The sequence below is a fragment of the Rouxiella badensis genome, assembly GCF_026967515.2.
Taxonomy (GTDB): Bacteria; Pseudomonadota; Gammaproteobacteria; order Enterobacterales; family Enterobacteriaceae; genus Rouxiella; species Rouxiella badensis.
In genome coordinates this window covers 1,366,054-1,388,018 of record NZ_CP114062.1, presented here as the reverse complement: position 1 = coordinate 1,388,018, position 21,965 = coordinate 1,366,054, and the positions used below count along the sequence as shown (strand labels likewise).

Genomic DNA, 21,965 nt, shown 5'->3' with positions numbered 1-21,965 from the left:
TCTGCCAGCGAACTTCTCGAGATACGTAATTCCTCAAGTTTTTGCTGATTATCCAACCAGACGCGCGCAACCTTGATTGCGCTTTTGTTACATCCTGATTGTTTAATGAGGTTATTTACAAAACTGATTTGGTCATTACCGAACTTTCGCTTTCCAGAGGAAAGCCAACCGTCATACCCCTGTGAACTGGTGACCTCAGTACTTTGGCTAACGCGGGTAATATTGTTTAAAAATGATTGTGGATCGGGCCTCGACAGTGGCATTAAAGATGAAGAAATGATTGATGTGCCGGGGTTCGATAATATTGAAAAATCGCTCATGGCGTTTATTCCCAGATTAATTAAAGACGTCCGGCGGCGAGCTGTTTCTGCCTGGCCTTTTCGATGCCAAACAGAGGGTTGTAATGGACACCATAATCAACGAAGTATTCTTCACCCGCCGCAATATCACGCGTAGTGATGTAGGCTATAAGCCGCGAATTAACCTGAACGGCGGCGACATTATTTTCGGCCAGCGGCGGCTCCCCGGGCAATCTACCGGTGTTGATATTGCGTAAGATATTGCCGCCCTGAAAGGCATCAGTGCTCAATTCTGCCGCTCCTGTTTGACGCACCCTTTTCTGTGAAGTAGCACTATCGAGCAGTAAACCCGCGTAAAATCCCAATACCGTATTGATGGGCACCGGTGCTGGGCCGGGGTTAACCACCCCCGTATCCAGATTAATAATTCCGTCCTCCCCGTTAGCAAGACGATGCTCTCCGGCATTGCTCATCAGCGTACTCATAGGCTTGCTCTGCCCTCTTTCATCCAACAGCTGTCGATGTAATTCTATGAAAAGTCTAGATTTCAATTTCAGGCGTCCCAGAATGGGTAACCGTGCAAACACTTGCTCCATGCTACCCCAATGGGTCACCCTGATTTGTGAGACATTGGCATTCACATCTAGGCCCAGCGTTTCAAGCGTCAAACTGTGCTGAGGATTATCAGGGTGGCGAAGGATAGGCAGTGAGTTGTTAATTGAGGGCCTGTCGACCCGCCCGAGTTGAGCGCGAACGGCGGCGAGTCCCGTTTTTATGCCCGTCGGCGGCACAGGGGGAAGATATTGAGCGGACCGGGGTGGGCAACTGCCATTGTTTTTTCTTAATCGACTGACCGAGGAGGTCAATGACTGTGGATTAATATTGCAGCGGCGGGAAAATTGCACTTTGCTTATCTTTAGATCCGCTAAATTTTGTTGGTTTTCTATCCAGGCAAGCGTGCTTTTGTTGAGGTTTTTTCTGCAATTCGAGCTCAGAATGATGGCATCCATCACTTGCTGCTGTTCCTGCAGGCGTTTTTCATGTAGTAAACGCCACTGCGGGGTTTTCTGGCCTTTCTTTCGCGGCCTATAAACACAACTAATCCGTGATGAAATGGTGCCGGAACAGACCTTACTGGCATATTCAAATTGCCAGGCTGTCAATCCGGCGTCGAGCAGACTTTTTTTATTTTTATCCCAGGCCTGGGCCGTCTCTAACGGCTTACCTCCAGAGTTCTCAGCGAGTATTATTTCTTCTGTAACTCTTAGCTGCGCCGAGGTAGGAATGACTCTGTCGCGTCTTTCACGGGCAATCCTCCAGCCAAATGTGTCTAAATTGATCCCACAGAATTCGGCAAAATTTATCGGCCAAATATCTTCTTTAATAATAGATTGCTCATTATCCAGCCAGGCGCAGGCACTTTTAGTAGAGGAATGCCAGCAGCGGGTTTTAACGGCAATACGGTTCAGCAGCGCGTGTTGCGTTTCTGTCAATGCTCGGGTGCGTGCCCGCTCTTTTTGTATTTTAATGAACAGGTCTGTGGCATTGACTCTACTGGCGTTAGCGAAGGCTTCCTGCCGAATGTTCATCTCGGACATCAGCTGCAGATTTTTAACCCAGGCATTTGCCGCCAGCACCGGATTGCTCAGGCAAGAAGTCGCCTCAATAATCTTGTCGACCTGTGCTCGCTGTTGCGGCGTGAAATCAGGTTCTTTTGACGGCGGTACATAATTAAGCATGCTCAGGTCGGTATTAATAGCAAGCGTCTTCACACCACAGCGAAAGCAAAATACCATATTCGATACCCCAAGTTGTTTTAAGGTCTTTTTATTTTCATACCACACCTCGGAAGCCAAGCTAGGGACGCCTTTACACCCGGCAGTATTAATGAGTTTATCTACCTGTTGCCTGATATTGCTATCAAGCCGCTTCCAGCACCTTTTTTTTTGAGAAATATAACACACCAGTGACAGAGGGTTAACGTCGCACCTGCTGGCAAATAATTTCACGTCTATATTATTATTTAACAACTGGGTTTTATTTTTCTCCCATGCAACGGAGGTGAGAGCCCGGTTCCTCCTGCATCCTGTGGCGTCACTGATCCTGGTGATCATGCTCTGTTGTTCATCTGAAAGTTTGATTTTCGCGAGCTTTGACAGCACGGCAAGCTTGCCGATACGGGCGAATAATTCCTTTTGTGGCACGCTACAAAGCTCTGCCAGAGTACCTCTTGAGATGTGTAACGCTTCAAGTTCTTGCTTATTATCTAGCCAGACGCGTGCGGCCTCAACGACGTTATTAGCACATCCTGATTGTTGAATAAGGTTATTTATAAAGGTGGTTTGTTCATTACCAATCTTTGACTTTCTCGATGAAGGCAAGCAGGCAGGGCCCTGTGAACAGGTGACCTCCGTGCTTTGACTGACGTGGGTAATATTGTTTAAAAATGACTGAGGGTCGGGCCTCGACATTGGCATTGATGATGAAGAAATGATTGATGTGCCGGGGTTCGGTAATATTGAAAAATCGCTCATGGCATTTATTTCCAAATTAATTAAATGATGACTTACCCATTAATGAACTTTGGTTTTATGCACTCACTGCGTTTTTCCGGTAATAGCTGAGTGCTTATAAGGCATTATTAACTTACGATATCATTATGTAATGGCGGTTATACCAGCACAAGATACAAAGCAACCATTTGGCAGATAAAAAGGGTAATGCTGGGCGTGATGCAATAGGAAAGTAAAGTTTATTTAAATAAGCGAATAATGAAAGAATAATAAAAACCACAGTGAATTAACACCGCAGTGAAGGCTATATTAGAAATCGTAGGTCGCAGAAAAATTAAACTCACGCGGGTCGGCCTGTGTCATGCCCCTCCCGTCCCCGCTCCGGGTCTGGGTCATCTCCGGATCCGTCAGCGTGGCGCTAACATTGATGCGCGCCCCCAGCACCGGCTCACCGAAGAAGTTCTACTCCACGCTACGGTTAACCCTTACACCGGAAAACATTTATAAAAAAGCCCGAAAACCTTAGGGTATTTCGGGCGTTTGCGGGTGAGCGAATAAGGGTTGGATACACATTATACCCGATGGCTTATCTAAATGAGCTGAATGTCCGTGGTGGGATTTGTCGAGATACCTAATAACATTCTTACCTGATTAACCAGTTCGCTCATGCAGTCATCGTTCATGCCGTAGGTCTTCAGCTCTTTCTCCAGCGCAAATAGATATTGCGCATTGGTCCCGAGTGGACCGCTGGCCTTGGCAATCAGAGGCGCAATCACCTCATAACGCGTATCTGACTCGAACGACGGATGCTGCGGGTTCATGATAAACACCAACGCCGTGACGGTTCTCCCGTCGGCCAACTCAAGCTCACACCAGGTCGGACAGTAGCTGCCGGTAAGCATCTCGCGCTTCCACAGCAGTTCAAGATCCTCACGCAGCTTGTCTTCCGGCAGTCTGAACGCAAGACCCGTTGTTTTGCCGCCTTCGGTCAGCGCCAGCATACGGCCGGGCTGAGCATGAGATCCACGCCCTGCGGTCAAGCGCAGGCAAAAGGCACGATGATAACCATTGAGCGTTGCAGGACATGACTCTTCGGAATCGAAAATAGGATTCCACATCAGCGAGCCGTAGCCGAAGATCCACACCGGGCTTTTATCCGGTCTTTTCGCCAGAGCACAGTCAAGCGAGGCCGAGCGTTGCTCTGCGGTCAATAAGATTGACTCGTCAATGCTGCCGAATGCTGTTTTGCAGTCTGCGTTACGCAGAAAATCTCGGGTTAACACCATCCAATACCTCCGCTCATTAACCTTGCCATAACTTTATTAGTGTCTTCTCCCTCACTGAGGATTGATCGGGGTTGAGAATTTGTTTAGCCATACATAAATAAGGCCCATAGGACAAACCTTATTCGTTTATTGCGCTGCAATCAAGAATGCTGTCGATCACAAAACGAAAATAAACCACAAAATTGTAAAAAAATGAGCATCAGACTGAAATAATAGCACCCGGCGCTATTTTAGCGTCGAGTGCTATTGGAAAAAGATGAGATTAATTGGTGTTTTGCATCTGTTGGGTAAGCAACGTGCGCAGTGGGACGCTGCTTTTGATAATCGGGGATTTTATAACGATATAGCTAAAATACTTATCGATACCAATATTCTTATCCAGTAAAGATTCTATCACTTCCTGATAGTGTTCAATGCTGCGAGTGATGAAACGCAGCAGATAGTCATAGCCGCCGGTTATCAGGTGGCATTCAATCAGTTCGTCATATTCGCGGATGCAGTTTTCAAACCGGGAGAACTCTTCACGGCGATGCCCCTGTAGCGTCACTTCAGTAAACACCGTCACCGAGTCGGTGATTTTAGGCAGGTTGACGTGAGCCTCATAACCGGTGATATACCCTGCACTTTCGAGGCGTTTAACCCGCTGGAGGCAAGGGCTAGGCGACAAACCGACGGCATCCGCAAGGTTGACATTGCTAATGCGCCCATCTTTTTGCAGTTGAACCAGTATATTGATGTCGATGCGATCAAGTTTTAAAAAGCCGTTCATAGCACCTCACTGTCTTCTTGAGCGTCGACCGGGAATAAAGAGCAGATTTCCCTCTGCACCTGATTCGACCCTGAATTCACATAAAAGCCATGAATAGGATATACCATGCTTTTGCAGTGAAATACCAGCGCCAGGCGCAGAGAGTTTTTGCCTCCGCTTTGTAATAAAAGTCTATGAAATATCTGGAGAAAAATTAATCCAAACGGCCCGTTCCTCGTGCCAGCGCGATATCAAAGATGTGCATTGCCTCCTCCAGCTGAGCATCGGTGGTCACTAAAGGCGCCAGGAAGCGAATGGTGTTGCGATACAGACCGCACTTAATCAGCAACAGCCCAGCGTCGCAGGCACAGCTGAGAATTTTCTCGGTCAGCGCCGCATCCGGTTTGCCGGTATCGTAATCGACGATTTCGACCGCCTGCATAAAGCCCACGCCGCGCACCTCACCGATGCAGGCATACTTCTCTGCCAGCTGGCGCAGGCGCGTTTCAAGCTGTTGGCCCAGCTTCACCGAACGCTCGAGTAAACGCTCGTTTTCGAGCACGTCTAGCACCGCCAGTGCCGCCGCACAGGACAGCGCATTACCGCCGTAAGTGCCTCCCAACCCGCCCGGCGTTGGAGAATCCATGATTTCTGCTTTACCCACGACGCCCGAAATAGGCAAGCCGCCGCCGAGGCTCTTCGCCACGGTTATCAAGTCTGGCGTGATGTCAGAATGCTGGAAGCCAAACATCTTTCCGGTGCGACCAAAGCCTGTCTGCACTTCATCACAGACCAGCAGAATGCCGTGTTTTTGGGTCAGGTCACGCAGTGCCTGCATAAAGGCCTTAGGCGCTGGCAAGAATCCACCATCGCCCTGAACCGGCTCAATCAGGATAGCCGCGACGCGCTCTGGCAGAGTTTGCGTGGCGAAAAGGGTATCGAGGGCCTTTAGAGAGTCCTCGGGCGTAATACCGTGGAATGCATTCGGATAAGGAATACGATATATATCACCGGGGAAAGGCCCGAAGTTTTGTTTATAAGGCTGGCTCATTCCGGTCAGCGCACAGCCTAATAATGTGCGCCCGTGGAAAGCGCCGTCAAAGACAATAACGCCGGAACGATTGGTATAAGAACGCGCAATTTTAACCGCATTTTCAACGGCCTCAGCGCCGGAAGTAAAGAGTACTGATTTATAATGCTCCCCCTTTCCAACCACTTTATTCAAACGTTTTGCCAATTCAATATAGGGAGGATAGGCGACGACCTGAAAACAGGCGTGGGAGACATTTTCCAGTTGACGCTGAACGGCCTTAACCACTTCAGGATGATTGTGTCCAACGTTTAATACGCCGATGCCGCCAACAAAATCGAGGTAACGACGACCGTCATCGCTCCACACTTCTGAGCCTTTCGCTTTCGCGATAACCAGGCTGTGTGCGGTTACCACCCCACGCGGAACGTGCTGTTGGCGAAGCGCAAGCCAGTCAGTATCATCTTCAATTACGGGCAGTGTATTTAATACATTGTGCATAGCATTACCTCATCCGGTTAATTCGGGCGCTGTCAGAATTTGATTCAGTATCTCAATCTATGCGTTTATTTCGTGCCGTAATGGCGGTTCAGAAAAAATATCATGCGGTAATTGGGCGTTAAAAGGCAGTTGTTTTCTTTAATCGCAAATGGTTTTTTAATTGCAAATTTAAGAAGAAATCGACGGATTTATTGGGCAGCCGCCCGGCGAGTCAGGTATTAGCTGACTTAATACAACCTCTACAAACCACCTCACCCCCACCGGAATGATATCGTCATTGAAGTCATATCTTGGATGATGCAGCGGTGCCAGCGGTTTAGGGCTGCCGTCGCCCTGTCCAAGCCACAGATAGGCGCCGGGTTTTTCCTGCAACATAAACGAAAAGTCTTCAGACGTTAGCGCCGGTTTTGGCGCGACGCTGGCCTGTAGTCCGGCATTTTTCGCCGCGCGTAACGCCACCTCGGCTTCGGCTTCGCTATTGATTGTCGCCGGATAATAGCGGTGATACTTCACCTCGGCATCGAGGCCGTGGGCCGCAGGAACATGTTCCGCAATACGACGCAGGCTGGCTTCGATAATATCCTGTGCACGAAGGTCGAAACTGCGTACCGTGCCGGTGATGGTCGCCTCGGCGGGGATCATGTTGTGCGAGAATCCACCGTGTACCTGCGTGACGGTCAATAACGCTGGGTCGGTCGGATCGATGCAGCGGGAAACAACGGTATTAAGCTGAACCACCAGTTCGCTGGTCGCCAGCATAGTATCAGGAGAAAGGTGAGGCTGAGCCGCATGTCCGCCACCGCCATAAACGCGAATGTCGAAACGATCGGCCGCCGCCATGATAGAGCCAGGACGCGTCTGTGCCACGCCGACGGGCAGTTCTGGCCAATTATGTACGGCGAAAACGCTGTCACAGGGGAAGCGGGTAAACAGTCCGTCGTCAATCATCGCTTTCGCCCCCGCCTGCCCCTCTTCGGCCGGTTGGAAGATAAAGTTTACCGTACCGTCAAAATCGCCCGTTTTAGACAATAGCCACGCGGCGCCGAGCAGCATGGTGGTGTGGCCGTCATGGCCGCAGGCGTGCATGACGCCTTGATGGGTGCTGACATAGTCCGGCGTCCCCTGTTCGATAATCGGCAAGGCGTCCATATCGGCACGCAGGCCTACGCTTCTCCCGCTGCTGCCCTTGCGTAACACCCCGACTACGCCGGTTTTACCAACGCCTTCATGAACTTCAAGCCCCAACTCACGCAGAAACTCGGCAACGACTTTGGCCGTGCGGTGTTCATTAAAACCCAACTCGGGGTGCGCATGCAGATCGTGGCGCAATGCAACGAGGCGCGGCAGGATTTCTTTAATCAAAGACCCATTAATTAAACAATTATCGCCATTCACGGCAGTACGGCTCATATTAATATCCCTTGGTTTTGTCGATTTCACCCTGCATGGGCTGCCCTTGCTCATAACGCTGAAGGTTGGCCAACAGCGCCGTGACGGCAGTTTCCGGCTGGGTCTGACTGGCGATATGCGGCGTTATCCACACACCCGGGTGAGACCACAGTGCGTCCTCCAAAGGTAACGGCTCAGGGTCGGTTACGTCCAGTACTGCCGCACGAAGATGGCCGCTGTCGAGTGCCGCGAGCAGGTCTTCTGCCACCAGCTGTTGCCCGCGCCCGGTTTGAATCAGCGCCGCCCCCCTTGGCAAGCGGGCAAACAGTTCGCCATTAAGCATGCCGCGCGTCTGCGGCGTGAGCGGCAACAGACAAACCATAATATCGCAGTGCGACAGAAATGCCGGCAGCTGCTCAACGCCCGCCCAACCGGTCACGCCCTCAGGCGTATTGCCCGAACGGCTCCACCCGTGGCATTCGAAACCAAAATTCTTCAGCATATTCAGTGTCGCTTGCCCAAGCTCACCCAACCCCAACACGCCAATGCGTCTTTTGTTTGCACTGACCACCGGATGCGACTTCCACAGGCTCTGTTTCTGTTGTTGCAGATACAGCGGCAGGTCACGATGCAGCGCCAACGCAGCCAAGGTGACATATTCGACCATACCCTGCGTGAGGCCAGGCTCAACCATTCGCACCACCGGTAAAGATGCGGGAAGCTGGGTCAAATCAAACTGGTCGACTCCCGCACCAACGGAAAACAGAACTTTAAGCTGCGGCATGCGCTGCGCGATGTTTTCTGGCGGCACCCAGGCCACCAGATAATCCACTTCGGCAAAGATTTCCGGGTCACCGTCGCTAAAATCGAGGCTGTTCCATTGCACAAAACGATATTCGGGGGCGAGGTCGGCGAGAAGTTTCTGCCAGTGTTCCCCCCGGACCGGCTCAGACTTATAGAGAATCGTTTTCATCCTGCTCCCTTAGCCCAGCGCCTGGGTTGCCAGCACGAAATTACGCCATCCGCCAGCGGCTTTAAGCGGCTCACCGTCTTTATACATGGTGGTCGGCCGGTCAACGCAGGCCAGACCCAGCGCCTCGAGCCACTCGGCGAGACCCGAGTCCGCTTCGACGTCAACGCGCACAAATTTTCCGCTGCATTCACTCAGTAACTGGCGAACCAACACTTTGGCATCGTCAAGGTTGTCGGCAATCAGCGGTCCGATGGCATACCCGCGCCCAAACTGACGCAGCAAACCGAAACCGGCAATCTTACCCGCCCGCGTCAGCAACAGGCCCTTTTGCGTATGCGATGAGTCCGTCTCAAGCAACGCCTGATACAGCGCAAGGCGCTGCATGCCGCTGGAGAGACCATCTAGTTCGCTGAGAGTGGCCGCATCCTCGGCGTTGAGTTCACGCAGTTGACAGTTTTGGGGCAAGGCTGGCGCAGTAACCGGCGGCAGTTCGCGGCTTTGCTGTTGGCGAATCTCGCCGGTGGTGACAAAACCCAACTTTTCATACAAGGGTTTACCTTCCGGGGTCGCATGCAGGCGCACGGTCTTACCCTCAAGCTTGCCCAGCAGCGTGACGAGCAGCTTTTTGCCCATCCCGCGCCCCTGAAAGTCAGGGCTGACGATAACCAGCCCGAGGGTGGCGTATTTTTTGCCCCACGCCCAGTAAAGTGCGCTGCCCACCACGCGCCCGTTGGCTTCGGCCACCCAGCCTTTGCCACAGCGGAAAGCCAGCTGCCAGTCTTCGAGACGGTGCGACCAGGATACGGCCTGAGAGAGTCCGTGACAGGCGGGTAAATCAGCCGCCGTCATTTCGCGCAGCGTTATTTCTGCATAAGAAGGTGAAAGCTGTGCTGTCATTTACATCATTCCCGGTTTTTTAATATCGCTGCCGTCGCTAAAACGATCGAAGCGGAAAGGCGTTGGGTCCACGACCGGCGTACTGCCGGTCACCAGATCTGACATCAGGCTGCCCGCACCGGGTCCAATGCCAAAACCGTGTGCGCTGTAGCCCGCTGAGATAAACAGGCCGGGCAGTTTATCGACGCTGGAGATGACCGGTACCGCATCGGGCGTGCTGTCAATCATGCCGCCCCAGGACTGCACCACCTTCACCGCCCCAAGCGCAGGAAACTCGCGGCGCATCGCCTCTATGCCCTCTTTTACCATGGCATGGTCGGCCTCGGGGTCAAGGATACGCACCTTCTCAAACGGCGATCGGCCATCAAATTGCCACGACCCCAAGGCTTCAGGCCCCTCAAGGAACGCCCGTGGGCTGAAATGCACCTTGAGATTTTTGCGACGCGCCTGAAAGGTCGGGTAAAACTTTTTCGAGTAACGCAGACCCTGTGGACCTATCGCCACGCGGCCACGGCCGGAGACAGACAGGGTATAACTGCCGTCAAGCTGCGGGCGACAGGCGAAACCTTCGGTATAGAGCGGCATCTTGATCACCTGCTCGACCGGTGCAGTGCGCATTGCGGTGCCAATTACGTTACCCAGCGGCAGGTCGATGCCGTGGCGGCGACAGAACATTGAGCTCCAGGCCCCCCCCGCGCAAACGACCGAACCCGCGCGAATCAGTCCGCGCTCGGTCCATACGCCGCTCACGCAACCGGCAGAGACGTCTAGCCCGCGCACAGCGCAGTATTGGAACACCAGTGCGCCGAGCTTTTGGGCGGCTATCGCTAGCCCAGGGGCCGCCAGCGAGGGCTCGGCGTGGCCGTCGGTCGGGGAATAAACGCCCCCCAGCCAATGGGAGACGCTGCCCTGGGTCAGCTCTTTGGCCCGCGCGGCGGTGAGGATTTCGCTGTGCATGCCGTAATTTTTTGCCATCTGCCCCCATTTTTCCCAGGCGTCTATCTCTTCCTGTTTTTTGGTCGCGTAAACCAGCCCGGTGTTGCGAAACCCGAGCTCTTCGCCGGTTTCTTCTTTCAGCGCTTTCCAGCGTTGCAGGGCGTGGATGGAGAGCGGCAGTTCACGCTCATCGCGATTCTGCTGGCGGCACCAGCCCCAATTACGGCTCGACTGTTCCGCGCCAATCATGCCTTTTTCAAGCAATACGACGGAAACGCCCTTTCTCGCCAGCTCATAGGCGGTGGCGGCACCGGCGATGCCGCCGCCAATGACCACAACGTCAACCGCGTCGGGGAAGAGATGACTGTCTTGTACAAACCTGATCGGTGCTGGCATCGAATGCTTTTCCTTATCTCAAACGCATCTTCTGGTGCAAGGGGTTAATTCAATAGAGATGATTTACGTCACTGTATCAAGTGGCGGATTTATCGAAATTAATGCAAAGCTTATTCGGCATTGATCGACTCTTCGGTACTGCCGTCCTGCTCCTCCAGCCAGCCTTGCCGCAGCTCTGGCACCGCCCTTTTCAGTCTTTCGTAATACAGGCTGCTGGAAGTCTTGTCGTAGTCAATGCGGCTCACCTGGGTCGCCATTTGCCCGTTTTTCACCACGATGATGTCGTCACAGACCGAGCGTACGGCGTGAAGGTCATGACTGATGAACAGGAACGACACGTTAAGCTCGCGACGCAGCTCGGAGATGAGGTCCAGTACCGCTGCGGCAACCACCGAGTCGAGCGCCGAGGTGACCTCGTCGCAGAGAATAAGATCCGGCTCTGCCGCCAGCGCTCGCGCCAAATTGACGCGCTGCTTTTGACCGCCGGACAGCCCCGAGGGCTTGCGATGCAGAATACTGTGCGGCAAGCGGACAAGATCAAGCAGCTCTTTCAGGCGCGCATCAAGCGCCTTGCCGCGCAGCCCGTGGAAGAACACCAGAGGGCGCTTCAGGATGCTGGCAATGGTCTGACTCGGGTTCAGTGCGGTGTCGGCCATCTGGAACACAAACTGCACCCGGCGCAGCTCGTCCGGACTGCGGGCAGACATCTCGCCCGCCAGATAGCTCTCGTTAAACAAAATGTAGCCATTGCTGGGAGAAATCATGCCAGCAATCGCCCGCGCAAGCGTGGTTTTTCCTGAACCAGACTCCCCGATAATGCCGATGGCCTGGCCCGGATAGAGTTTGAAATTGATGTCCTGCAGAATGCTAATTTTAGGTTTACCGTCGGCGTCCAGCGGACCGTATCCGGCGGCCAAGTCACGCACCTCAAGCAAACATTTGACCGGCGCGTCTTCCGGTTTCCACGGGCTGTTGCGCGGTTTATGCCGCGCCGCGTCGAGCAGGCTGCGGGTATAGGAAGCCGCAGGCCGCGTCAGCAGGTCTTCCGTGGTGCCGTATTCAGCAATCTGCCCTTTCAATAGCACCAGTATTTTGTCGGCCATCTGCGCCACGACAGCCAGGTCGTGACTGACGTAAATCGCCGTCGTCCCGCGCTGTTTGACGACGCGGCGGAAGGTCTTGAGGACCTCAAGCTGAGTGGTCACGTCGAGTGCGGTGGTCGGTTCGTCGAGAATGACCACCTCCGGGTCGCCAATCAGCGCCATCGCCGCCATCACGCGTTGAAGCTGACCGCCAGAAACCTGATGCGGATAACGTTGACCGATAGTTTCCGGCGACGGCAGCGCCATTTCACGAAACAGCTCGACGGCTTTTTTCTCGGCATCGGCACGTTTCATGGTGTGGTGAATAAGTACCGGCTCGATAACCTGATCCATCAAGCGCATTGCCGGGTTAAACGACGCCGCCGCGCTCTGGGCGATATAGGCGACCTTCGAGCCACGAAACTCGCTGAGCTGACGAGCAGACAGCGCCGTGACGTCGGTTCCCGCCACGTTCAACGTGCCTTGCGTTATCCTACAGCCGTGACGCGCATAGCCCATCAGCGCAAGCGCAATGGTGGTCTTACCGGAGCCGGACTCACCAATCAGGGCCAGCACCTCGCCCTTTTTCACGTCGAAACTGATGTCAGAGACCAGCACAATCTGCTCGTCGCTCTCATTTTTGGCCTGCACTTCAAGCTGGCTGACGCTGACCAGCACAGGGGCCTCGTTGCGCGTGGCCTGCGTTACGTCCTTCACACCCGGCTTTGAATGAATGGGAAATGTATTCATGCCGCCTCCTCTTCCAGTTCGAGTCTAATCACGCGACGCGTTTGCAGGCTGTCGATAAACAGATTCACGCCAATGGTCAGGCTGGCAATCGCCACCGCCGGTACCAACACCGCCGGAGAGCCATCAAACAATGCCTGAAGGTTTTCATGCACCAGCGTGCCCCAGTCAGCGTAAGGCGGCTGCACGCCCAGCCCGAGAAAGCTCAGGCCGCTGAGCAGCAACACAATGTAGACGAAGCGCAGGCCAAAATCTGTCAGCATCGGATGCAGCATGTTCGGCAGCACGTCGGTTAATGCGATATAGAGTTTGCTTTCACCCCTCAGATGCGCGGCCTGCACGTAGTCCATCGAACGCAGGTTCGAGGCCATGGCGTAGGCGATACGGTAGGCACCCGGCCAATAAGTGATAACCGCCGTCAGAATCAGCATCGGCAGCGAGGAACCAAATACTGCCACCATCAGCAGCGCCATAATTTTCCCCGGCATAATCAACAGGGCGTCGTTGATACGGCCCAGCAGCTCTTCCAGCCACTTGCCGGACATCGCCGCCAGCAGCGCCAGCAACGTGCCGCAGACGCTGGCCAGAATGGCGGCCGACAGCGCCAGGCCAATCGAATAGCGTGCGCCATAAAGAACGCGGGTCAGCATGTCGCGTCCGAGGTAGTCAGTACCGAGCAGGAAGGCGCGGCTGAAGCCTTCGTTGATGCCGCCGCCCGCAATGTCCTCCACGCTGTAGGGGGCCAGCCAGCCACCCAACAGCGCCATGCACAGCCAGAACAGGGTAATCACCAGACCGATTCGCCCGGCGTTGGATAACGAACGCCAGAAGTTCAGCGCCGTTTTTAACACCACAACTGTTTTACGCATCACTGAGTCCCCTCTGGAAAGTCACTTATTGTTTCAGCTTCGGATTGAAGGCAATGGTGGCGATATCGGCCAGCAGCAGTAGCAGCAGATAGCAGCCGCTGAACAGCATCACGCACAGCTGCACAATAGGCAGGTCGCGATTGCTCACGGCATCGACCATTTGGCTCGCCAGGCCCGGATAACTGAAGATAGTTTCGATAATAATCACCCCACCAAACAAATAAGACAGGCTCAGTGAGATGGCATTGGCAATCGGCCCGACCGCGTTGGGCAACGCGTGACGCAGCACGGCGCGCAGCGGACGCACGCCTTTCAGCAGGGTCATTTCAAGATAGGAACTGTCGAGCTGGTTGATGATGGCAGAGCGCGTCATGCGCGCCATCTGTGCCACCAGCACGCAGCAGAGGGTAAAGACCGGCAGTGCGTACGCCTGCAGGTAGCCCAGAAAATTCTGATTGGTGGAACCCAGCGACATCGCCGGGAACCAGTGCAGATGCACCGCAAACACCATAACGGAGACGGTCGCCACCAAAAACTCAGGGACGGCCACCACCGACATAGTGCCCACCACCAGCATGCGGTCAATCAGCGAACCCCGTTTCATCGCCGCCGTAATTCCGATGATTACCGCCAGCGGCACCGACACCAGCGTGGTAATCCCGGCCAGCTCGAAGGTGGCGGGAATACGCTGGGCGACCATTTTGGCGACCGGTAAACCGTTGGCGAACGACTTGCCGAAATCGCCGTGCAGCATGCCGCCCAGCCATTCGAAATAGCGTTGCCAAATCGGCAGATTCAGGCCCAGTTGCTCACGCAGTGCCGCGACCGTTTCCGGCGTGGCCGCCTGCCCCAGCAGCTGCTGCGCCGCATCGCCCGGCAGCATGCTGGTAATGATAAAGACCAGCGCCGAGACGATAAACAGCGTCAAAATGCCCGAACCAATACGACGAAGAATAAGTAACAGGATAAGCTGATTCATAACTGCCTCCAGATTAGGATGCCAACCAGACGAACTCACTGAAGCGATAGCCCATCATCATGCCGGAGGGATAAGACTCCACCCCTTTAACCTTGTTGCTGTAGCCGTCTAACGAACTGATAAACAGCGGGATAATGGTGCCGCAGTGGTCATAGACCAGCGCCTGCATATCGCCATACATCTGCTTGCGCCTGGCCTGATCGCGTTCACCGCGTGCCGCAGTCACCAGTTGGTCGAACTGCGGGTTTTTCCAGCCGGACTCGTTCCACGGGGCGTCTGACTTGTAGAACTGGCTGAACAGCAGGTCCAGCGTCGGGCGGGGGTTGACCGAGCCGTATGAAATAGGATGCTTCATCCAGTGCTGCGACCAGTAACCGTCGTAGGGAACACGACGCACCTTGAGGTTCATTCCGACCTGTGCGCCGAGCTGTTGCAGGAACTGCGCCCCCTCCATCGCACCTTCGATATTATCGGTGGTGACGATTTCTAGGCTCGGCTTCACTAACCCGGACTTCTTGAGATAAAACTTCGCTTTGTCGAGATCATTAGGCCGCTGCGGCAGGTCTTTATTGAAATACGGATGCCAAGGTGGAACCGGATGGTCATTGGCCACCGTGCCAAACCCCTGAAGCGCCGTTTTAAGCAGCAGTTCGCGCGGCTGCAAATATTTCATCGCCAGCACAAAGTCCGGATTGCCGGTGACCGGTGCGTCCTGACGCAGAATGAGGTCGCTGTACATGCCGGACTTGCTCTCCAATACCGAGCAGGATCCCGAGCCGTTGATACGCTTTACGTCGCGCGAACTGATGGTCGAGACGAAGTGCAGCTCACCGGACAGCAACGCATTGACGCGCGCCGCCTGGTCGGTCACGCCCAGCAGCTCAACCTCGTCGAGGTGCGGCAGGCCGGGTTTCCAGAAGTTTTTGTTGCGCTCACCGAGGGTGCGATTTCCCGGGGTAAACTCTTTACAGACATAGGGGCCGGTGCCGACAGCCTTGCTGAAATCTTTGGTGCCGTCCTGCAGGATAAGAAACGCTGGCGTGCCGAGGATAGACGGCAGGTCAAAGTTTGCCTGCTCGAGTACCAGTTCCACTTCCATCAGGCCGACGGCCTTGATGCTGGCAAACTGTTTGGCGAGTGAAATCGCGGTCGAGGCCACGGCAGGGTCTTTATGGCGCGACAGCGAGAACACCACGTCCTGTGCGTTAAGCGACTTGCCGTCGTGGAAGGTGACGCCCTGACGCAGCTTGATGCTCCACGTGACACCGTCACTGCTGCTAATCGACTCGGCCAGTCCCATCTGCGGGATAAGTTTGCTGTCCAGCTCAGTCAGGCCACTGTAGAACATATATTGCCGCATGTAGTCGCCGCTGTTGTTGGCCTTGGCGGGATCCATGGTGTCGGCGGCCGAGGAGTTAGCGGCCGCGGCGCGCAGTTTACCGCCCTTGACCGGCGTGGCCTCGGCGGCCCAGGCTCCGTTTGGCAGGCTGATGATGCCGGTGCTGAGCGCCGCCCCGGCGGAGAACATTTTCATCATGCCGCGGCGCGAGATATTGATCTCAGAAAAATTTGAAGCAGACTTCGGTGTTGCTGGACCTGATTCTTTACGAAATTTACTCATTGAAATCTCCCCGAATGCGGTATTTACCGAAAAAAGCTGTTGTTTTTGATCAAGAAAATCCAGTGCATTGCTGTGTGCCGCCGACTCAAGACACCTTGTCTTTGGCTTTGTAATACAGGCCCGCCACTGGCAGGAACCAAGGCTTGCCAAAGTATCCCGGCATCGCCGCCCAGTTGCTGCGCTGCCACGGATTGCTTACCGGTTTGCCGGTCACCAACGCCGCCATCACCTTGCCCATGTACACCGACATCTGCGTGCCGTGGCCGCTGTAGCCCATTGAGTAAAACAGCCCCTCATGCTCACCGGCGCGCGGCAGGCGATCGGCGGTCATGTCGACCAGGCCACCCCAGCAGTAGTCGATATTGGCATTGGCCAACGACGGGAACAGCTCGCCCAGCCCCGTGCGCAATACGCCGCCGCTGCGGGCATCGGAGGTCGGGTTGCTAATCGCAAACCGCGCACGGCCGCCGAAAATCAGTCGGTTATCGGCGGTGGTGCGGAAATAATTCCCGATATTCAAGGAGGTAACATAGGTACGGTTGTTGATAAGCGCCGCCTGAAGTTTGGCGGGTGCCAGCGGTTCGGTGGCAATGATAAAACTGCCCACCGGCACGATACGGCGCTGGAACCATGAGAACGGCCCCTTGTCGGAGGTGCCTGTCGCCAGTAATACGCGTCCGGCGTCGATGTCGCCGCGCGAGGTGCTAACGCGATAGCGGTGCCCGTCAATCTGCTGTAAGCCGGTGACCGGGGTCTGCGGATAAATAGCCGCGCCCTTTTCGGCCGCCGCCTGAGCCAGACCGATGCCAAACTTGCCCATGTGCATCTGACCGCCGCCCTTTTGCAACAGCCCACCGTGGAAGGCGTCAGAACCCACTTCGTCGCGAATATGGCTGGCATCAATCAGCTCGACGTTGCTGTCTACGGTGCGTTTGAGCAGCTCGTAGGTTTTCACTAGAGAAGGGAAATGCTTGGCCTTACTCGCCAGCTTGAGTTTGCCGGTGCGGATAAAATCGCAGTCAATTGCCTCGTCTCTGACAATCGACTGCACGTAATCTACCGCCTCGGTGTAGGCGTGGTAATAGATGGATGCCTGCTCCAGACCGAGACTTTCAACCAATGAGGCAAAGTTTTGTGATACCCCGGTGTTGCAGTGCCCGCCGTTACGACCGGACGCCTGACTCAAAACGTCGCCCGCTTCAAGCACCACGACGTCAACACCGGCCAGCGCCAGATTATAGGCCGCGGACAGGCCGGTAAAACCGCCGCCGACCACCACAACATCCGCCTTCGCCGGGAGTTCCCCGCTGGCTGCGCCGGTAAACGTCGGCGCCGTAGCCTGCCAAAATGATTCAAGTTTCATGCCTGTGCCTCATCCTATGTGTTCCTGACCGCACGCCGTTTAGTGCATGCCTTTTGCCACGGTGACGTGACTTACAGCCCTACCACGCCCGGCAGACCGCCGATGTCTTTAATCTCGGTGTAGCCGTAGGCAGGGTTGGCAGGATCATGACCACGATTAACCCAGACTTTGTTTTTGATGCCCATGTCATGGCAGGTCATCAGGTCGTAACGCAGGCTTGAGGAGACGTGCAGAATGTCTTCAGGACCACAGCCTAGCTCGTCGAGCATGTATTCGAAACCGCGCATTCTTGGCTTGTAGGACTGCGCCTGCTCGGCGGTAAAGACGCGATGAATCGGTGCGCCGAGACGCGGCACGTGGTGGGTAATCAGGTCATTCATGGTGTTGGAGAGCAGCACCAGAGGAAACGCCTCGGCAACCTTTGCCAGACCGGCAGGCACGTCAGGATGCGGGCCCCAAGTCGCACAGGCCTCCATAATACCGGCACCGTCGCTGTCTTTATATTCCACGCCCCATTTCTTGCAGGTGCGGGCCATCGCCTGACACACCACGTCGGGATAAGGTTTCCACGCGCCCAGTACTTCGTCCATACGGTAACGTGCGAAGTCGGTGGTAAAAGCCAACATCTCTTCAGCACTGACGCGGTCGGCAAAAATTGCGCTCGCCGCACCGGCCATGTCGAAGTTAATCAGCGTGCCGTAGCAGTCGAAAGTAATAAACTTAGGTTTGAATACCGCCATGATAATCCCCTTCTCCGATAGTTTTCGTCGTGTGACATGTAGTGGAAAGTTTTAAAAATCAATCAGTACGCTTTTGTAACGCAGACAGGCTTCGAACGCCTGACGGCCAAGGTCTTTGCCGATGCCGGAGCCGTTAAAGCCGCCGGTAGGGATAATAAAATCGCCCGAGCGCCCGTAGCGGTTGATCCACACGGTCCCCGCTGCGAGGCGGCGCATGGCGCGCATCGCGCGTTCTATATTGAGGGTATGCACGCCCGCCGCCAGACCGTAGAGCGGGTGACTGGCCAGCGCCAGCCCCTGCTCTTCGGAGTCAAAGGTCTGGATGGTCAACACCGGACCAAAGATCTCTTCCTGCACGGCCGCAGAGTCTGCGCCGACGCCCGCCAGCAGCGTCGGTTTAAAGAAGTAGCCCTGTTGGGTATCCGGGAAGAATTCCCCCCCAGCCAGCAGCTGCGCTCCTTCGTCAATGGCGGTCTGTACGATGGACTGAATCTTCTTCGCCTGACGCGCGTCGATAATAGGCGCGTAGCGGCAGGCGCTTTGCCAGGTATTCCCCGGCTCGACGCTTTCACAGAGTTCAATCAGCTTGCCTGTCAGCGCCTCGGCGATGCCGGACTGCACCACTAACCGGGTTCCGGCCACGCAGGCCTGCCCACCGTTAGCGGTAAAACCGCGGAAGATACGCGCCGCCACCGTCTCGAGGTCACCGGCGTCGTCAAACACCAGCTGTGGGCTTTTACCGCCCAGTTCTAGGGTGACCGGCTTCATGCCGTTGAGCGCCGCCTGGCTCATAATCTGTGCGCCGGTCGCCGTAGAACCGGTAAAAGACACCTTGCGGACCAACGGATGGTTGACCAACGCGCTGCCGCAGCTCACCCCGCGGCCCTGCACAATATTCAGCACGCCTGCTGGCAAACCGGCCTCTATCGCCAGCTCGGCCAGCATCACGCTGGAGAACGGCGTCAGTTCGGAAGGTTTGAGCACCACGGCGTTGCCTGCCGCCAGCGCCGGACCCAGCTTCCACGAGGCCATCGACAGCGGGAAGTTCCACGGCGTGATAGCGCCAATGACGCCGTAGGGTTCAGGCACCAGCATACCCAGGCTGCTGTCGCGGGTTGGCAGTACGTCGCCGCTGTATTTGTCGCAGCACTCTGCATAGAAGCGAATCGCCTCGGCGGTGAAAGGAATTTCGTGATTCACCACGTCATAAATTGGGCGCGTGGAACTGACCGCCTCAAGCCGGCCGAGAGATTCGGCGTTGGCCTCTATCAGGTCGGCCCAGCGGCGCAACACCCTGGCACGTTCGCGCGGCGAGCGGGTTCCCCAGCCACTCTCCCGCCAGGACTGATGAGCGTTGGTGACGGCTAGGTCGACCAGTGCCGCATCAGCGTCCGGGATATCGCCAAGGAATTGTCCGTCGGAGGGGCGGTTGACGCTAATGCGCTCGCCGTGGCCGACGTGGATTTTGCCACCAATCAGGTGCCCGGCGGGTAAAGGCACTTTTTCAGGATCAAAACTCAACATAATTAACAATTCCTTCTTATTTACAGGGCTTAAATTTGTCGGCGTCGGCGACGCAGAAAATATTTTTAACCAATGACGGAGCGATCAAACATTAACCAAGCCGCATTTAAGCTGTTTATTTACCACTCAACGTCATTATCGATAAATTTATTACTTTGCGGCCTGGAAAAACCGCCAAGAACATCACTTTTATCACTGGCTAAATACTTATAAGCATAAAGCGTGCCATATTACGGAAAATTTAAAATGCGGTATGCACAGCCGAAAAAACGTTTTATGCCGTGTAGGAGCTCAAAACTTCACAGATCCGTTTTTTGCATTTTTGTCCCGCTGCCAAAGATAACCTGCTGCACCAAATGAATGATTTTATCGCCTCCGCTTGCACCAAAATAAACGGCACGCGGGAAGCGAATTTCATTAACCTGCTATTTTATAAGATAAAATAGGATTGCACTGAGAAAGGACGCGTCGGCCCGCGCTGAGACGTTGATAAGCCACGATATTTTGCGGTCGGTATTTAAAGAGGTTAAAAAGCGGCTACCCGTTAAGAGTTAGCCGCCGTGTTGGGGAGTAAAATGAAAAATGCGCAGAAGTTAAATCGTCATGATTTAGTTAAGGCCGCCAATATGGAAAGACTTCATTTCAAGATATTCTTCAATTCCCGCTTTCGCCCCTTCTCGACCTATTCCGGAAAGTTTTATTCCGCCAAATGGCGCTATTTCCAGCGAAACCGATCCGGTATTTAATCCCACCATTCCGAATTCAAGTTTTTCCGCTACGCGCCACGAACGGCGCAAATTCTCGGTAAAGAAATAAGCCGCTAAACCGAACGGCGTGGCGTTGGCTAAATCGATGGCTTCTTGTTCATTATCAAAGCAGAACAGCGGCGCAACGGGGCCAAAGGTCTCTTCATTAGCAATAAGCATACTGGCGTTCACGTCGGCCAATACCGTGGGTTTGGCAAAATTTCCTTCGTTCTCGGCAATCCCCCCCGTCAACAGGCGGGCGCCTTGGCTCAACGCGTCGTCAATGTGGCGATTGACCTTCTCTACCGCCGATTTGTTAATCAAAGGGCCAATCTGCGTGCCTTCGGCAAACCCGTCACCGACCTTGAGCCTGCGGGTCTCCTCGACCAGGCGGGCCGCGAACTGGTCATAAATACCGCGCTGTACCAGAATTCGGTTGGCACAAACGCAGGTCTGGCCGCCGTTGCGGAATTTGCTTACCATCACACCGGCAATAGCCAAGTCGATATCGGCGTCGTCAAAGACAATAAAGGGAGCATTACCGCCTAGCTCAAAGCTCAGGCGTTTTACCGAGTCGGCGCACTGGCGCATCAGAAGCTGTCCGACGCGCGTCGAGCCGGTGAACGACAGTTTACGCACCAGCGGATTACCGGTCAGCTCTGCCCCAATCCCCTGTGGCATACCGGTCACTATCTGCAACGCGCCGCCCGGAATACCGGCCCGTGAAGCGAGCTCAGCCAATGCCAGGGCCGACAGCGGCGTGAGATCGGAGGGTTTAACGATAATCGGGCAACCCGCTGCCAGCGCGGGTGCGCATTTGCGGGTAATCATCGCAATCGGGAAATTCCATGGCGTGATGGCGGCGGCGATACCCACCGGCTGTTTAAGCACCAGAATGCGGCGGTCGCGCGTCGGCGAAGGAAGGGTTTCGCCATAGATGCGCCTTGCCTCTTCGGCAAACCATTTGACGAAGCTGGCACCATAGCGCACTTCACCCCGCGCCTCCTCAAGCGATTTACCCTGCTCGGCGGTCATAATAATCGCCAGGTCTTCAGTATGGTCGAGGATCAGCTGATACCATCTCTCCAGCATCCCGGCACGTTCTGCTGCCGGTATTTCGGCAAACTCATGACGAATAGCCTCGGCGGCCTGAATGGCCTCGCGGGTGTCCTGTTGGTCCATTGCCGGAACCTTGGCAATCACCTGCCCATTAGCAGGATTCACGACGTCGAGGGTTTCATGGCTGTGAGCGTCCACCCAGCGTCCGGCGATAAAAGCCTGCTGGCGGTAAAGAGAGGGTTCTTTCAGGGACAGTTGCGGCATGTT

General features: G+C 54.9%; 16 protein-coding genes. All 16 read right to left on the bottom strand.

Annotated features, from left to right (window positions below; genetic code table 11):
• Positions 1–340 precede the first annotated feature (340 nt).
• Complete coding sequence (locus O1V65_RS06655; protein WP_206600931.1) at positions 341–2,833, bottom strand: SET domain-containing protein; 2,493 nt, start codon at positions 2,831–2,833, stop codon at positions 341–343.
• Between the two features lie 569 nt (positions 2,834–3,402).
• The gene (locus O1V65_RS06650; RefSeq protein WP_026110443.1) at positions 3,403–4,095 is read right to left on the bottom strand and encodes a gamma-glutamylcyclotransferase; all 693 of its coding nucleotides are present in this window, start codon (positions 4,093–4,095) and stop codon (positions 3,403–3,405) included.
• A 265-nt stretch (positions 4,096–4,360) separates the two neighbouring features.
• Positions 4,361–4,867 carry an Lrp/AsnC family transcriptional regulator gene (locus tag O1V65_RS06645; protein WP_084912722.1) on the bottom strand — a complete coding sequence of 169 codons (507 nt, stop codon included), beginning with the start codon at positions 4,865–4,867 and terminating at the stop codon, positions 4,361–4,363.
• Positions 4,868–5,060: 193 nt separating this feature from the next.
• Entirely contained in the window at positions 5,061–6,377 is a 1,317-nt protein-coding gene (gene gabT, locus O1V65_RS06640) for a 4-aminobutyrate--2-oxoglutarate transaminase (RefSeq protein WP_165429556.1), read from the bottom strand.
• A 168-nt stretch (positions 6,378–6,545) separates the two neighbouring features.
• Positions 6,546–7,724, bottom strand: coding sequence for a M20 aminoacylase family protein (locus tag O1V65_RS06635; RefSeq protein ID WP_206024019.1), 1,179 nt, complete (start codon positions 7,722–7,724; stop codon positions 6,546–6,548).
• A gap of 64 nt (positions 7,725–7,788) precedes the next feature.
• Positions 7,789–8,739 (bottom strand): 2-hydroxyacid dehydrogenase, encoded by a 951-nt coding sequence (locus tag O1V65_RS06630; RefSeq protein WP_084912724.1) that lies wholly within the window; start codon positions 8,737–8,739, stop codon positions 7,789–7,791.
• 9 nt (positions 8,740–8,748) lie between these two features.
• Positions 8,749–9,636, bottom strand: a complete 888-nt coding sequence (locus O1V65_RS06625; RefSeq protein WP_017491307.1) for a GNAT family N-acetyltransferase — start codon at positions 9,634–9,636, stop codon at positions 8,749–8,751.
• Complete coding sequence (locus O1V65_RS06620) at positions 9,637–10,968, bottom strand: NAD(P)/FAD-dependent oxidoreductase (RefSeq protein ID WP_165429554.1); 1,332 nt, start codon at positions 10,966–10,968, stop codon at positions 9,637–9,639.
• Positions 10,969–11,078: 110 nt separating this feature from the next.
• Positions 11,079–12,800: an ABC transporter ATP-binding protein gene (locus O1V65_RS06615; RefSeq protein WP_084912727.1), complete on the bottom strand. Its 1,722-nt coding sequence runs from the start codon at positions 12,798–12,800 to the stop codon at positions 11,079–11,081.
• Positions 12,797–13,666, bottom strand: a complete 870-nt coding sequence (locus O1V65_RS06610; protein WP_084912728.1) for an ABC transporter permease — start codon at positions 13,664–13,666, stop codon at positions 12,797–12,799. Before O1V65_RS06610 ends, O1V65_RS06615 begins: the two co-directional genes overlap by 4 nt.
• 25 nt (positions 13,667–13,691) lie before the next feature.
• The gene (locus O1V65_RS06605; protein WP_017491304.1) at positions 13,692–14,645 is read right to left on the bottom strand and encodes an ABC transporter permease; all 954 of its coding nucleotides are present in this window, start codon (positions 14,643–14,645) and stop codon (positions 13,692–13,694) included.
• Positions 14,646–14,658: 13 nt separating this feature from the next.
• A complete protein-coding gene (locus O1V65_RS06600; protein WP_084912729.1) occupies positions 14,659–16,266 on the bottom strand; it encodes an ABC transporter substrate-binding protein in 1,608 nt (535 codons plus the stop codon).
• Positions 16,267–16,351: 85 nt separating this feature from the next.
• A complete protein-coding gene (locus tag O1V65_RS06595) occupies positions 16,352–17,629 on the bottom strand; it encodes an NAD(P)/FAD-dependent oxidoreductase (RefSeq protein ID WP_017491302.1) in 1,278 nt (425 codons plus the stop codon).
• A gap of 71 nt (positions 17,630–17,700) precedes the next feature.
• Positions 17,701–18,369, bottom strand: a complete 669-nt coding sequence (locus tag O1V65_RS06590; RefSeq protein WP_017491301.1) for a haloacid dehalogenase type II — start codon at positions 18,367–18,369, stop codon at positions 17,701–17,703.
• A gap of 51 nt (positions 18,370–18,420) precedes the next feature.
• Positions 18,421–19,893: an aldehyde dehydrogenase family protein gene (locus tag O1V65_RS06585; protein WP_017491300.1), complete on the bottom strand. Its 1,473-nt coding sequence runs from the start codon at positions 19,891–19,893 to the stop codon at positions 18,421–18,423.
• Between the two features lie 608 nt (positions 19,894–20,501).
• Positions 20,502–21,962: an NAD-dependent succinate-semialdehyde dehydrogenase gene (locus O1V65_RS06580; RefSeq protein WP_084912731.1), complete on the bottom strand. Its 1,461-nt coding sequence runs from the start codon at positions 21,960–21,962 to the stop codon at positions 20,502–20,504.
• Between the last annotated feature and the right edge of the window lie 3 nt (positions 21,963–21,965).

Excerpts from the sequence above, each read along its gene's own strand:
- O1V65_RS06655 (WP_206600931.1), bottom strand. The coding sequence starts at position 2,833 with ATGAGCGATTTTTCAATATTACCGAACCCCGGCACATCAATCATTTCT.
- O1V65_RS06645 (WP_084912722.1), bottom strand. The coding sequence starts at position 4,867 with ATGAACGGCTTTTTAAAACTTGATCGCATCGACATCAATATACTGGTT.
- gabT (WP_165429556.1), bottom strand. The coding sequence starts at position 6,377 with ATGCACAATGTATTAAATACACTGCCCGTAATTGAAGATGATACTGAC.
- O1V65_RS06630 (WP_084912724.1), bottom strand. The coding sequence starts at position 8,739 with ATGAAAACGATTCTCTATAAGTCTGAGCCGGTCCGGGGGGAACACTGG.
- O1V65_RS06625 (WP_017491307.1), bottom strand. The coding sequence starts at position 9,636 with ATGACAGCACAGCTTTCACCTTCTTATGCAGAAATAACGCTGCGCGAA.
- O1V65_RS06620 (WP_165429554.1), bottom strand. The coding sequence starts at position 10,968 with ATGCCAGCACCGATCAGGTTTGTACAAGACAGTCATCTCTTCCCCGAC.
- O1V65_RS06615 (WP_084912727.1), bottom strand. The coding sequence starts at position 12,800 with ATGAATACATTTCCCATTCATTCAAAGCCGGGTGTGAAGGACGTAACG.
- O1V65_RS06610 (WP_084912728.1), bottom strand. The coding sequence starts at position 13,666 with ATGCGTAAAACAGTTGTGGTGTTAAAAACGGCGCTGAACTTCTGGCGT.
- O1V65_RS06605 (WP_017491304.1), bottom strand. The coding sequence starts at position 14,645 with ATGAATCAGCTTATCCTGTTACTTATTCTTCGTCGTATTGGTTCGGGC.
- O1V65_RS06600 (WP_084912729.1), bottom strand. The coding sequence starts at position 16,266 with ATGAGTAAATTTCGTAAAGAATCAGGTCCAGCAACACCGAAGTCTGCT.
- O1V65_RS06595 (WP_017491302.1), bottom strand. The coding sequence starts at position 17,629 with ATGAAACTTGAATCATTTTGGCAGGCTACGGCGCCGACGTTTACCGGC.
- O1V65_RS06590 (WP_017491301.1), bottom strand. The coding sequence starts at position 18,369 with ATGGCGGTATTCAAACCTAAGTTTATTACTTTCGACTGCTACGGCACG.
- O1V65_RS06585 (WP_017491300.1), bottom strand. The coding sequence starts at position 19,893 with ATGTTGAGTTTTGATCCTGAAAAAGTGCCTTTACCCGCCGGGCACCTG.
- O1V65_RS06580 (WP_084912731.1), bottom strand. The coding sequence starts at position 21,962 with ATGCCGCAACTGTCCCTGAAAGAACCCTCTCTTTACCGCCAGCAGGCT.